Genomic DNA, 13,453 nt, shown 5'->3' with positions numbered 1-13,453 from the left:
TGTTGACTATCAGTCTGACTCCACAAGCACCCACACGAATTGCTTGATTCAGTTGTTAAAGAGCGGTTGGTTAAGATCTTTCGTCTCAACCGAGGTGCGCATCTTACAGCTCACCATCCTTAAAAGCAAATGATTTTTTAATCAAATCAACTACTTAGACCAAGAACAACTTCGAGTTGCTCGTTAGCGGGAGGCAAATAATACAGTATTAAAGTATGTGGTCAACCCCCTACCCAAGAATTATTTTCCCCTACCCAAAAGCTCAGGCTGCCTTCTCGACAGGATCGTCCAAAAACGGCCAGTCAGTGTCCGCGAAACACTTCAGCAAGGGGTTGGCCCGTCATGAGTCGGGCCGAGCCTGCCCATCAAGTGCCTGTCTTGACCGTGTTCCAGGTACGGGTGCGCAACACCCCCCGCCCAGCCCAGCACGACGCAGATGTTGCCATTGGCCAGATCAGAGATAAACCTGGAAGAATCGAAGTAGACGATATGGGGACGCAGTTTCAGCAGCAGCGCCTGGGCTTTTTTGTAATCCTCCGGGTTCTGGCTGTTATAAGGCAGTCCCAGGTAGTGCAACGCGATGGGAATGACTTCGCTGGGGGCGTCCAGCATGGCCACGCCGCATTGACTCAGTTTGGCAGGTTCGTCCGCCTGGGCGCAGACCAGGCCGACACTGAACAGCGTGGCCAAAACGAATGGCATGTAGCGAGTCGCTTTCATCGGGATGCTCCAGAGCATTGGCGTCGGGTCCAGGGACACGGGCACTGCTCCTGTTGGTGTTGGTGTGTGAATTATTGTTGTGGCAGGGTCAATATCGAATCAGGTGGATCCCCCTCCGCGACTGATTCAGGGGATCAGTAGTTCACGTCGACCATCACTGTGCTCAACCTGCTCTCCGAGCAGGCGCAGGCGGCGGTCACTGAGGTAGTCGTAGTCGCGGCGAGCGGTGCGCAGCAGGTCGAGATCGAGCTCGACCACCTGCCGACACTCTGCGCGCCCTGCTTCGAACAACATTCGCCCGAAGGGATCGATCGCTGCGCTCCCTCCGGCAAACACCAGGCCTTCATCGCCATCGCCGACTCGATTCACCATCACCGCGAATGCCTGGTTCTCCTGAGCGCGAGCCATGATCGCGGTCCGGTGGACAGGGCCGTAGGGATCCATATTGCCGTTAGTGACCAGAATCAGCTCGGCGCCGAGTTGGCCGAGGGCTCGGGCACTTTCCGGCAACTCGATGTCGTAGCAGATCAGAAGGCCGACACGGATGCCTTTCCAGAGCGCAGTGGCAAAGCGGTCGCCTGGTTGGAACAGGCCTTGTTCCGACGGCCAGAGGTGAGTCTTGCGATAGTGCAAGGCGATCCCTTGTGGCGTGATCAGCAGGGAGGTGTTGTAGAAAATGCCGCCATCGTTCTCAGCCATGCCAACCACTACCGCGACGTTCCGTTCGCGGGCGGCGCGCTGCACGGCCTGCACACTCGGTCCGTTCAGCGGCTCGGCGACTTCGGCGAGCTGTCGGGCGCTGGCGAACCCCATCAATTGGGTCTCCGGAAATATCAGCAGATCGGTATCCGCTGCACAGGTTGCGATGGCTTGCAAAGTACGCGTCAGGTTATAAGCGGTATCGCCATCGCGACCGGCCAGTTGCACGAGTTCAATCTTCATCGGTGATCCTTTCGCATGTTGTGGGCTCGCAATCGCCATACTGAACAGCACCCGCCAGGGCTGGATGAAGTATGGAGAGCCGTAAAACGGAAAGTAATCACACCGATGGGGTAACCCCATATGGGTAGACACGTGAGCATGATTCTCAGCAATGGCCGTCCGCAGGTGCTCGCCGAATGCCCGGACAAGGATGGCGGGCCAGACCCGCTCTTTCAGGACTACCTCAAAGGCCTGTATCTGCTCGATCCGTGCTGGCAGAGTTGGCTTGACACCACTGACCAGCAGTTGGAACACCGCTGTCCGCCCGCGAACTCGAAGTCGGCCGGCTGATGCTCAGCGGCTGCTCGAACAAGGAGCGAGCCTGCTCGCGAGGGACGTGAACGAAGACGGGGCCGCCTGGATGTACGCGGCGCTCTCTCGTCCTTCGCGAGCAAGCTCGCTCCTACAGGATTACGTCGTACCTGCAGGAGCCAGTTTTTACCGCGCCCTCCCTGGCGCGGCAAGTCCGCCCCGTTTTTCGCAAAGAAATTTGATCCCGGGCCACCTTGTCATTTGCCAAGGCTTGAGGCAGGGTCGATAGCATTGACACTTCTGCCACAGGAGTTACCCATGTCAAAGCTATATCCCAGTATCGATCCCGAGGGACTGGTCGAGTACTCGGTGGTCTACACCGACCGCTCGCTCAACCACATGTCGCAGGCGTTCCAAGGGGTGATGAACAACATCTCCAGCACCCTGAAACAGGTCTACAACGCCCAGGCCGTTGCGGTGGTCCCCGGCAGCGGCACCTTCGGCATGGAAGCGGTGGCGCGGCAGTTTGCCAGCGGCCAGCAATGTCTGGTGATACGAAATGGCTGGTTCAGTTATCGCTGGAGCCAGATCCTCGAGATGGGCAACATCCCGGCGGCGACCACGGTATTGAAAGCCCGTCCGGTCGAGGCTGGTCGCCAGGCTCCGTACGCCCCTCCCCCTCTGGACGAAGTGCTGGCAACCATTCAGGCGCAGAAGCCGCAAATCGTGTTCGCACCCCACGTTGAAACCTCATCGGGGATCATCCTGCCCGATGACTACCTGCGCGCCGTCGGCGACGCCGTGCACGCGGTGGGTGGTCTGTTCGTGCTGGACTGCATCGCCTCGGGCGCGCTGTGGGTCGATATGCACAAGTGCGCCATCGACCTGCTGATCAGTGCGCCGCAGAAAGGCTGGAGCGCGTCCCCTTGCTGCGCCTTGGTAATGTTCAGCCCCTTGGCCCTGGAGCGCATCGAGCAGACGCAAAGCACCAGCTTCGCCTGCGACCTGAAAAAATGGCTGCAGATCATGCAGGCCTACGAACAGGGCGGGCATGCCTACCACGCGACCATGCCCAGCGATGCGCTGGCGCGTTTTAGCGAAATAATGAAAGAGACCCAGGCCTATGGCTTCGACAAGGTTCGCGACGAACAGCAGGCGCTGGGCGACCGGGTGCGCGCCCTGTTGACCGCCAAGGGTATCAAGAGCGTCGCCGCATCCGGTTTTGAGGCACCTGGCGTCGTGGTCAGCTATACCGACGATGCCGAGATCAAGAGCGGCAAAAAATTTGCCGCGCAAGGCCTGCAGATCGCCGCCGGTGTGCCGTTGCAATGCGACGAGCCGGCCGACTTCCAGACCTTTCGCATCGGCCTGTTCGGACTCGAAAAGCTGCACAATATCGAGCGCACGGTGAGCACACTCGAACTGGCGCTGGACGAGGTCATGGGTAACTAAGCTGTCGCAGCACACGCGAACCTGTGGCGAGGGCGCTCGCTCCCTCGCCACAGTATTTGGCAGCCCTTGAAAGATGTGTAGATACCCACCTTCTGCGAGCCCACGAATCGCTATGCCCTCAACGCTGTGCAGGTCTTTTGCGCGACGACCAGATCGGCCAGACCTAAAGTAAAACGGGTCGCTACCCATCGTTACAGGCAGCAATCGGCGAGAAGCGGTCATCCGCTCAAAACACTTGAAAACCACTGATTGCCAAAGTAATCAGGATCCGAAAATAGCTCACTCGGTCGAAGGGACGGATGCTTTGCTGCCCAAGCGGATTAGTTCATTGGAGAAACACAGGCCGACGATGATCAGTGCCGCTCCCGCGTACAGGCTTTCGCGCGGTACTTCATTGAGCGCCACAAACGCCAGCAGCGCGGCGAACAGTGGCTCGGTCAGCTCCAGCGCTTGCACCTGGGATGGCTTGAGATACTCGATGGCCTTGGTGGTGCAGAAGAAGCCCAGGATTGTCGGCAGCGCGGCCAGCGCCAGCAGTGCGGCGATCGCCAATGGCGACAGCTCGCCGATCACGAAACCATCGGCCGCAGCCGGCATCAGCAGGTACAGGCTGCCAAAGAACAGCAATTGTCGGGTGAAGTGCAGCCCCCCCGACACACCCATACGCTTCATGGCAACCGAAAAGGCCCCATAGCCGCAACCGGCCATGGAGGCAAGCGCAGCGCCTTGCAGGGTAAAGCCCTGTTGCAGGTCGGCACCAAAGATCACCGCGATCCCGGCGATGGCCAGTGCGGCGCCCACGGTCGCGTTCGCGGTGATGGCATCCTTGAGGAAAATTCGCCCCAGGATGATCGAGGAAATCGAGGCACTGGCCATCAGCACCACCACCACACCTGCCGCAGCGTAATGCCGATAGGCGGATGTTTCGAAGTGAAACAGCACGAAGATGCCAAGGAAGGCGCAGATTGCCGCCTGAGTCCATTTGGCCGTAGACGCCGGGCGCTTGAGGAAAAGCAATAGGATCGAGAGCAGGATGCAACCCAGTATGGTCTTGATGACGGCGACACTGCTGGCGGTGAAACCATTACTCATGAGTACTTTGCTGAGTACACCGATGGTTGCGTTCAGTGCCGCAGCGGAGAGTGCAAATATGACGCCTTTGCTGAAAGTAGATTGCATTGATGACGATCCCTGTCGCTGAATTGTCGTTCGATAAAATGCCGCCCTACATCGACGGCGCACAGTTTGAGGATACGAAGATCCCACCAACCCCAGTATTAATTGCTGTGAAGTAATGCTCAAGCGGATGGCTGAGGCGATTGAGTGTTAGTTAAACATACCCCCAAGCTAGAGGCGATTATGCACCCCGTTTTCCCAGTATAGGATCACCATGACTCGACAAGGGCCGATTTCACGTACGATGGTTGCACTTCCATGTTGATGAATCCGCATTACTTACCCTAAGAAAGTCCATTTAATCGGGGCTAACGGCTTTGTCGCCCCCCAACGGAGAAGTCAGAGGGCCTGGCACTTGGCTATGCAATATGAGTTGACGAACGTTGCAGTGTGCTGCAAAGACTGACGTATATCCGGTTTGGCTATTCCATGCCTGTTGGCAAATTGCTCGACCGCCGCTGTATCAAAACGAGTGGTCTGGATAAAGTCCAAGGCTTCGGGTTTTGTATTCAAAAACCGCGCGACGGGAGGAATACTCAGTAGCCACTTCAGCAATCGGAGTGAAATGTAATGCTTGGGAGACTTTAAGCCCAAAGGTTGTGCCACCTGTACCAAGAGTTCTCGCAAGTTGGGCGTCTGGCCATCAAGCGCCAGCAGTTCCTGGCCCACCATGGCAGGATCAAAAGCACAAACCGCCACCAGCTCAACCAGGTAATCCACGGTGACCAGTGGCAACCAGTGCTCGGCGGTACCGGGCACTGCAGTCAGCTTTCCCTGCACAAGGTTGCGTATCAGCTCCGCCAGCGGCTGACCGTCAAGGATATGCCCCGTGCGGCTGTGGCCACAGACCGTCGCGGGGTGGACAACGGTAATATCCCCGCCCTTGGCGGACATGACCTCCAGGGTCGCAAAATGCGCCTCCAGCTTGCTCCCCTCGTAACCACCGACATGTTGGTAGACGGCAGGCCAATTCGTCAGCTGCGGATAACGAGGATCAATTCCGATGCGTTGTAGATGTTCATGATTTTTAAGCATGTAGCCACCGATCATCACTAACCGGCTTTTTTGCTCAGCCGCCAACAGCGCCACGCGCTTTGCCCCTTCCACATTCACCGCACGAGAATGCTCCACTGAAAGCCCCCATGCGAAGTGGGCGCCCAGGTGGAATATGACTCTGGCGTGCCTTAGCACTTCTCGGTCAGCAAGACTCAGCCCGAGGTTTTCCCGTTCCAGATCGCCAGCTACGGCAAATACCCGGGTTGCGCACCCTCCCAAAATGTCGACTTGCTCCCGCAGTGCAGCTAGTCGCTCTGGGCGACGCATCAACACCCGAATGGTGTAGCCTTTTGCACTCAGGTACGCCACCAAATGTTGACCGATGAAGCCGGTACCCCCCGTGACAAAGCACTCCACGCTCATTTCCCTGTTCCTTGTTTAAGGTGAGAAACCAAGCGTAAACTATCGACCCAACTCTATAGTCAAGCGGTGTTTCCATGAAAATCGGCGAACTCGAGGCCCGCAGCGGCGCCAGCCGCCATACGCTGCGTTACTACGAGCAAATCGGCCTGATCTCACCGCTGCGGCAAACCAACAACTATCGCGTTTACACAGTGCAAACTCTGCAGGATCTGGACTTTATCCAGCGCGCGCAAAGCATGGGGTTTTCCCTGGGGGAAATAGGCGAGATTCTGGATGCGCAGCGGAACAAGCTGATCGATTGTGCTGACGGCGCGAAGCTGATTGAAAAGAAGATGGCAGAAATCAAACAGAAAATCGCCAACTTCCAAAGCATTTATCGGTATCTGGATGAAGAGCGAGCAAACCTCGAAGCCAGTGCTGCCAGGCAACTTGAAACAGGGTCACTGGCAAGCTCGCGCAATGACCACGTTCCCATGGATAATTTACCTATCAAGGAGGAATGCGCTGCTTCGATGAGGCTCAGGCGGCCTTGAAGCAGTAAGCCGCCAGCTTGTTACCGTCCAGATCCCGGGCATAGGCGGCATACGCATCAGGTGCCCAGCCTCGCGGCCCGGGTGTGCCTTCGTCGATACCACCGCAGGCCAGAGCCCCCGCATGAAAGGCATCGATTGCGGCGCGATTCGGTGCTTCAAAGCTGACAGTGACACCGTTGCCGACGCTGGCAGGTGCGCCGTTTGCCGGTTTCAGCACGAAGAAGGACGGGGCACTCTCCCCCAGATCGATCCATTCTCATTCAGATCCGCGATGCGTTTCAGGCCGAGTGCGCCGAGTACATTGTCGTAAAAACTGCGGGCCTTTGCAGATCGTTGGTACCGACGAAGCCGTGAACCCAAAAAAAGCCCCGCACTTCAACCGAAGGCGGGGCTTTTGATCTAGCTGGCGTCACTTCATATCGGTTACATCGCGGTATGGAAAATCTGCTCGATCTCGTCCTGACTGGCAGGGCGCGGATTGGTAAAGCCGCAGGCATCCTTCATGGCATTGGTGGCCAGGATCGGGATATCGTCGGCCTTGGCGCCCAGTTCGGCGAGGCCGCTCGGAATACCGACATCCGAAGACAGTTTACGGATGGCGGCGATGGCCGCGGCGGCGCCTTGTTCCGCATCCAGAGGCTGGGTGTCGACCCCCATTGCGGTGGCGATGTGTTTAAACCGGGCCGGGCACACGCTGGCATTGAAGCTGGCGACATGGGGCAGCAGGATCGCATTGCACACGCCGTGGGGCAGGTCGTAGAACCCGCCCAGTTGGTGCGCCATGGCGTGGACATAGCCCAGCGAAGCATTGTTGAAGGCCATGCCGGCAAGAAATTGTGCGTAGGCCATGTTTTCCCGGGCGGTCATGTCGTCACCCTGGACAACGGCAGTGCGCAGGTTGGCCGCGATCAATTCAACGGCCTTGAGCGCACAGGCATCGGTGATCGGCGTTGCCGCAGTCGACACGTAGGCTTCGATGGCGTGGGTCAGCGCGTCCATGCCGGTGGCGGCGGTCAGGCCTTTGGGCATGCCTGCCATCAGCGAAGGATCGTTGACCGACAACAATGGGGTGACGTTGCGGTCGACGATGGCCATTTTCACGTGCCGGACTTCGTCGGTAATGATGCAGAAGCGGGTCATTTCACTCGCCGTTCCGGCGGTGGTATTGATCGCGATCAACGGCATCTGTGGCTTGGCGGATTGGTCCACGCCTTCGTAATCACTGATGTGCCCGCCATTGGCGGCGCACAGGGCAATACCCTTGGCACAGTCATGGGGTGAACCGCCGCCAAGGGAAATGATGAAATCACAGTCGCTGCGACCCAGCAGTTCAAGGCCTTTTTCGACATTGCTGACCGTCGGATTCGGCTTGGCGCCATCGAACAGGGTGGAGTCGATGTCCTGTTGGGCCAGCAGGCCGGCCACCTTGGCGGCCACACCGGCTTTGGCCAGGCCTGCATCGGTGACGATCAGCGCTTTGCGAAAACCATATTTGCGAATTGCGAGCATGGCTTCGTCGAGACTGCCAATGCCCATCATGTTCACGGAGGGAATGAAGAAGGTGCTGCTCATGATAAATCCTCTTTTATTCTGGAAACCAGGAATGCAGGTGAGGGCTTCTCCTCATATCGCAGGCTGTGAGGCTCGTCTGTTTGTCGTCGTTGGCGCAGTTCAGCAGAAGGGTGCTGCATCAAGTGTTCAGGCGAACAGTATTTTAAGATGCAGAGGTGGATGGGCCATCGCAGCCGGAATCTTTTGATCGTGGGATTGAGCCTAAACCTATGACGCCTGGCTGAAATGGTCCCTTGGCCTTCATTGGCACCTCCTTTAGTACCGGGAGGTGATGCGCCTCGATCTGATCGCCCACCGACTCAGTGCTCAGTACCAGCTCGCATTTCATGGCTTATCCGGAGCACGCCACTGACGTCCCGAAAGTGCGCCGTTTCGTGGGATGGGTACTTGAGCGAGCCAGGCCGAGAAACGCCATGTTGAATCTTCCATAGTTTAAGGAATGACTGCGCCATTTCTTTTCGCTTGTGATAACCCGGCATTCCTCGCTTTCATAGAAAACAACCTATGCAACCCAGGACCCTCAAAATGCCAACGCGTGCCACCAGACAGTGCCCATGGATGAACCCGGTCAGCTCAGACAGTTGCGTTTCGGCACTAGGTAAATACCGGAACGCAAATCCATCGGCCCAGGACAAGGATCACGTGCCGTCATGACCCAGTCCTCCATCAGCGAGTCGATCGCGATCGTCCATCCGATCACCTTGAGCCGTGGCAGCAACGCACAGGTCTGGGACACTGACGGCAAGCGCTACATCGATTTCGTCGGCGGCATTGGCGTCCTGAATCTGGGTCATTGCCACCCGCGGATAGTCGAGGCGATGTGCAACCAGGCCTCGCGACTGACGCATTACGCCTTCAATGCCGTCCCCCATGAACCCTACAGGCAGTTCATGGAACGATTGGCCGGGTTTATCCCCGTGTCCTATCCGGTCAGTGGCATGTTGACCAACAGTGGTGCCGAGGCAGCGGAGAACGCGCTGAAGATTGTGCGAGCGGCGACAGGTCGTACGGCGGTCATTGCATTCGATGGCGGCTTTCACGGACGTACCTTGGCCACCTTGAATTTGAACGGCAAGGTTGCACCGTACAAACAACGTGTCGGCACCCTGCCCGGCCCGGTTTATCACCTGCCCTACCCGAGCAAAGACACGGGCGTGACGTCGCAGGAAGCACTCAAGGCGATGGATCGGCTGTTCAGCGTCGAGATCGATGTCAACGAAGTCGCCTGTTTCATTCTCGAGCCGGTGCAAGGTGAAGCCGGGTTTCTGGCGCTCGACCCATCGTTCGCACAAGCGTTGCGCACGTTTTGCGACGACAAGGGCATTCTTTTAGTCGTTGATGAAATTCAATCGGGCTTCGGTCGTACCGGTCAACGCTTTGGCTTTACGCGACTGGGGATCGAACCCGATTTGATGTTGCTGGGCAAAAGCATTGCCGGCGGTCTTCCGCTTGGGGCTGTGGTGGGTAAAAAGCAGTTGCTCGATGCCTTGCCCAAGGGTGGCCTGGGCGGCACGTACTCGGGCAACCCCATGGCCTGTGCTGCCGGGCTCGCCACGCTGGACGAGATGACAGACGCCAACCTTTCCACCTGGGGTGAGCAGCAGGAAAAGGCCATCGTCAGCCGGTATCTGGCCTGGCAGCAACAGAAACTCTCGCCTTATCTCGGACGGTTGACCGGGGTTGGCGCGATGCGCGGGATCGAACTGATAACGCCTGAAGGAGCACCCGCGACGGCGGTGCTGGCCCAGTTGCTCGAAAGCGCTCGGCAGAAGGGATTGCTGCTGATGCCTAGCGGAAAATCCCGCCACATCATCCGCCTGCTGCCACCGCTGACCACTGAGCCCGACATCCTCGAAGAAGGTCTCGATATCTTCGAATGCTGCCTGGCTGCCATTCGTTAAAGCAGCGTGAAGTGCCTGTTCAATACGCAACTATTCAGCAAGGAGTTCTTTTGATGAACACCCAAGGTTTCGTCGAAGCAGACGAAATTCGTACCCGGTTTTCCCGGGCAATGTCCGACATGTACAAGCAAGAAGTACCGCTCTACGGAACCCTCATGGAGCTGGTCGCCGAGACCAACAGCACTGTGATGGAATCGGACAAGGCCGTTTTCGAACACCTGCAATGCACAGGCGAAATCGAGCGTCTGGACATGGAGCGTCATGGGGCCATTCGCGTCGGCACGCCTGAAGAACTGTCGACCATTGCGCGACTGTTCGCCGTCATGGGCATGCAGCCTGTCGGCTACTACGACCTGACCCCTGCCGGCGTCCCGGTGCACTCCACGGCATTTCGCGCCATCCATGAAGACTCGTTGCAGGCCAGTCCATTCAGGGTATTTACCTCACTGCTGCGCCTGGACCTGATTGAAAATGAAGAGATTCGACAGCTTGTGCAGGCCATCCTGGATCAGCGGCAGATTTTTACACCGGACGCGCTGAAGCTCATAGAGAAATTCGAAACCAACGGCGGCCTTGATGCAAAGGATGCCGCGGATTTCGTCGAGCAGGCATTAGAGACATTTCGCTGGCATCACGACGCGACAGTCACGGCGAAAGACTATCAGCGTCTGCACGATCAACATCGGCTCATCGCCGACGTGGTCGCCTTCAAAGGCCCGCATATCAACCACCTCACGCCTCGAACCCTGGACATCGACATGATCCAGAATGGCATGCAACAAAAGGGCATCACACCGAAGGCTGTTATCGAAGGCCCTCCACGTCGCCGATGCCCGATTCTGCTACGCCAGACCAGTTTCAAGGCGTTGCAGGAAACCGTGGCCTTCACTGATCAAGACGGTATCGCAACGGGAAGCCATACGGCTCGATTCGGCGAGATTGAACAACGGGGTGCCGCGCTTACGCCCAAAGGCCGCGAACTTTACGACAGCCTGCTGAACGCTGCGCGTGCAGAACTGGGGGAGTTCCCGTCCGAATCCAACGCAGAAAAATACACCGCGATTCTGGAAAAACACTTCAAGGACTTTCCAGATGACTACGCTGAACTGCACGATAAAGGCCTTGCCTATTTCCGCTATTTCCCGACACAAAAAGGCATTGCATCGCGCAGCAACGGTCACCGCCCAAGCTCGCGCCAGGAGCTGATTGCGCAGGGTCACATTCAATACGAGCCCCTCGTCTATGAAGACTTCCTGCCCGTCAGCGCGGCGGGAATCTTCCAGTCGAACCTTGGCGATGACTCGCAAGCTCATTACGCAGGCAGCTCCAACCAGGAGGAATTCGAAAAGGCATTGGGCCAAAAAGTCACCAACGAGCTCACGCTCTACGCTGACACCCAACGCCGCTCCTTGCTTGACTGCTCGACCATCCTGGCGGTTTCTCCTCTCGTCTAGATTCCCCCCATGCGCGGCAAACCCTGGTTTGCCGCAGCTCGGGTAAGCCAACGAGATGTCGTCTACAACATAGTGAACCGCTCACCTCTGTACACCGCCCATTCGACTCAGGAGATAACAATGAATAAAAACATTTCTCGTCGTAGCGGAGGTCAGATTCTGGTGGATGCCCTGCGCATCCACGGCGTCAAGAGAGCTTTCTGTGTGCCGGGAGAAAGCTACCTCGCGGTACTCGACGCATTGCATGACGTGCAGGAAGAAATCGACCTGGTCGTTTGCCGTCAGGAGGGCGGCGCGGCCTATATGGCCGAAGCCTACGGCAAACTCACCGGCGAGCCAGGCATCTGCTTCGTCACCCGAGGCCCGGGGGCAACCAATGCCTCGGTTGGCGTCCACACCGCGTTCCAGGATTCCACGCCGATGATTCTGTTCATTGGCCAGGTGGCTCGCGATCAACAGTATCGCGAAGCTTTTCAGGAAATCGATTTTCGCCAGATGTTCGGCCCCCTGGCCAAATGGGTGGTGCAGATCGACGACACACGCCGGATTCCCGAGCTGATCAGCCAGGCGTTCCACCGCGCAGTGAATGGCAGGCCCGGGCCAGTCGTGGTCGCGTTACCGGAGGACATGCTGACTGAACTGGCGCAAGTGAGTGATGCCGGGCCTTTCAAACGTGTCCTGATGACCCCGGCCGCCGAACAATTGACCGCGATGCAACAACTGCTCGGGCAGTCAGAGCGACCCTTGATGGTGCTGGGCGGCAGCGGCTGGGATGCCGAATCGGTGCACGACATTCGTCTGTTTGCCGAACAGCAAGACATCCCGGTTGCAGCGTCCTTTCGCTGCCAGGACCTGTTCGACAATCGACACCCCAACTATGTGGGAGATCTTGGCTTCGCCGCTTCGGCGCCGTTGCTGTCGGCAGTCAAAGAAGCTGACCTGCTACTGGTAGTCGGTTCTCGAATGGGCGAGGTTTCAACAGGTGGATATGCGGCCCTGGAGATCCCGGTCCCCAGGCAAACCTTGATTCATATCCACCAGGGCATCGAGGAACTGGGTCGGGTTTACCAACCTGCGTTGGCGATCAACAGCAGCATGTCGACCTTTGCCAAATCAGCCTCAAAGCTCCCGGCAGCCGCCCCCGGAAAAAACCGCGAATGGACGCGTACGCTGAACAGCCACTATCAGCAAAACCTGGAGCGGTCGCCCTCCCCTGGCAACGTGCAAATGGCCGACATCATTGCCTGGTTGAATAGCAGGCTGCCGGACGACGCGATACTGACCAATGGTGCTGGAAACTATGCGGTCTGGCTTCAACGGTTCTATCAGTTCCGCCACTACCGTACCCAACTCGGCCCTACCAACGGCTCGATGGGTTATGGCGTTCCCGCTGCGGTGGCGGCCAAGCTGACGTGTCCGGAACGGGTGGTGGTTTCATTCTCGGGCGATGGCTGTTTCTTGATGAATGGCCAGGAGATAGCGACTGCCGCGCAATACGGGGCCAACGTCATTTTCGTTGTGATCAATAACGGCATGTACGGCACCATCAGAATGCACCAGGAGCGCAATTATCCGGGGCGCGTGTCAGGGACTGATCTGCACAACCCGGACTTCGTAGCATTGGCTCAAGCCTACGGACTGCATGGCGAGTTGGTGACAGTCACGGCCGGGTTTGAACCCGCTTTCGAACGCTGCCTGGCAATGTCCCGGCCGTGCTTGATTGAAGTGAGAGTCGACCCGGAAGCCTTGACGCCGCGACTGAGCCTGAGCCAGATCAGAGCGCAATCAAGCAAGCAGTAAGCCTGTCCCGATGGCCTCCTGTGGGGCGCCTGATCCATGATTTTGCAGGCGCCCTTTTTTCCATCGGCGTTACGCCCGAGTGACTTCTTGAAGGCTGGGGCGCAAGGTGCCTAATGCACATCAGTTAAGGATACTGTAGGAGCGAGCTCGCTCGCGATGGACTCAAGAGCACCGCGTTTAAGCAGCAAACACG

The 13,453-nt window shown here is 57.7% G+C and carries 9 protein-coding genes and 4 pseudogenes; 7 read left to right on the top strand and 6 right to left on the bottom strand.

Annotation, left to right across the window (positions count from 1 at the left end):
* Window positions 1-405 precede the first annotated feature (405 nt).
* Window positions 406-639, bottom strand: a pseudogene (locus J2W17_RS03880) (polyamine ABC transporter substrate-binding protein); the annotation flags it as partial.
* A 207-nt stretch (window positions 640-846) separates the two neighbouring features.
* Entirely contained in the window at window positions 847-1,662 is an 816-nt protein-coding gene (locus J2W17_RS03875) for a carbon-nitrogen hydrolase family protein (RefSeq protein ID WP_307329421.1), read from the bottom strand.
* A gap of 15 nt (window positions 1,663-1,677) precedes the next feature.
* Here J2W17_RS03875 and J2W17_RS31045 point away from each other — a divergent pair, with 15 nt between their 5' ends.
* From J2W17_RS31045 to J2W17_RS03865, 3 genes and pseudogenes are all read left to right on the top strand, one after another.
* Window positions 1,678-1,776 carry a protease modulator HflK N-terminal domain-containing protein gene (locus J2W17_RS31045; RefSeq protein WP_373459948.1) on the top strand — a complete coding sequence of 33 codons (99 nt, stop codon included), beginning with the start codon at window positions 1,678-1,680 and terminating at the stop codon, window positions 1,774-1,776.
* Window positions 1,777-1,782: 6 nt separating this feature from the next.
* A pseudogene (locus J2W17_RS31040) lies at window positions 1,783-1,911 on the top strand (helix-turn-helix transcriptional regulator); the annotation flags it as partial.
* A gap of 360 nt (window positions 1,912-2,271) precedes the next feature.
* A complete protein-coding gene (locus J2W17_RS03865) occupies window positions 2,272-3,405 on the top strand; it encodes an aminotransferase class V-fold PLP-dependent enzyme (protein ID WP_307329418.1) in 1,134 nt (377 codons plus the stop codon).
* Window positions 3,406-3,684: 279 nt separating this feature from the next.
* On the opposite strand, the gene J2W17_RS03860 is transcribed toward J2W17_RS03865, so the two are convergent.
* Together J2W17_RS03860 and J2W17_RS03855 are read right to left on the bottom strand one after the other, a co-directional pair.
* A complete protein-coding gene (locus J2W17_RS03860; RefSeq protein ID WP_307329415.1) occupies window positions 3,685-4,584 on the bottom strand; it encodes a DMT family transporter in 900 nt (299 codons plus the stop codon).
* Between the two features lie 336 nt (window positions 4,585-4,920).
* Window positions 4,921-6,000, bottom strand: a complete 1,080-nt coding sequence (locus J2W17_RS03855) for an SDR family oxidoreductase (RefSeq protein WP_307329412.1) — start codon at window positions 5,998-6,000, stop codon at window positions 4,921-4,923.
* 74 nt (window positions 6,001-6,074) lie between these two features.
* Between J2W17_RS03855 and J2W17_RS03850 the strand changes: the two are divergent.
* A pseudogene (locus J2W17_RS03850) lies at window positions 6,075-6,461 on the top strand (MerR family transcriptional regulator); the annotation flags it as partial.
* 58 nt (window positions 6,462-6,519) lie between these two features.
* On the opposite strand, the pseudogene J2W17_RS03845 reads toward J2W17_RS03850, so the two are convergent.
* Both J2W17_RS03845 and yiaY read right to left on the bottom strand, forming a co-directional pair.
* Window positions 6,520-6,907, bottom strand: a pseudogene (locus J2W17_RS03845) (VOC family protein).
* A 49-nt stretch (window positions 6,908-6,956) separates the two neighbouring features.
* Window positions 6,957-8,105 carry an L-threonine dehydrogenase gene (gene yiaY, locus J2W17_RS03840; protein ID WP_307329409.1) on the bottom strand — a complete coding sequence of 383 codons (1,149 nt, stop codon included), beginning with the start codon at window positions 8,103-8,105 and terminating at the stop codon, window positions 6,957-6,959.
* Between the two features lie 650 nt (window positions 8,106-8,755).
* Here yiaY and J2W17_RS03835 point away from each other — a divergent pair.
* The 3 genes from J2W17_RS03835 to J2W17_RS03825 all read left to right on the top strand — a co-directional run bounded on the left by J2W17_RS03835 (window position 8,756) and on the right by J2W17_RS03825 (window position 13,260).
* A complete protein-coding gene (locus J2W17_RS03835) occupies window positions 8,756-10,006 on the top strand; it encodes a 2-aminoadipate transaminase (protein WP_307329406.1) in 1,251 nt (416 codons plus the stop codon).
* A 53-nt stretch (window positions 10,007-10,059) separates the two neighbouring features.
* Window positions 10,060-11,460, top strand: a complete 1,401-nt coding sequence (hglS, locus tag J2W17_RS03830) for a 2-oxoadipate dioxygenase/decarboxylase HglS (protein WP_307329403.1) — start codon at window positions 10,060-10,062, stop codon at window positions 11,458-11,460.
* A gap of 120 nt (window positions 11,461-11,580) precedes the next feature.
* A complete protein-coding gene (locus J2W17_RS03825) occupies window positions 11,581-13,260 on the top strand; it encodes a thiamine pyrophosphate-binding protein (RefSeq protein ID WP_307329400.1) in 1,680 nt (559 codons plus the stop codon).
* The last annotated feature ends 193 nt before the right edge of the window (window positions 13,261-13,453 follow it).

The sequence above is a fragment of the Pseudomonas lini genome, assembly GCF_030812475.1.
GTDB classification, from domain to species: Bacteria; Pseudomonadota; Gammaproteobacteria; order Pseudomonadales; family Pseudomonadaceae; genus Aquipseudomonas; species Aquipseudomonas lini_A.
This window is presented reverse-complemented; position numbering and strand designations above follow the sequence as displayed.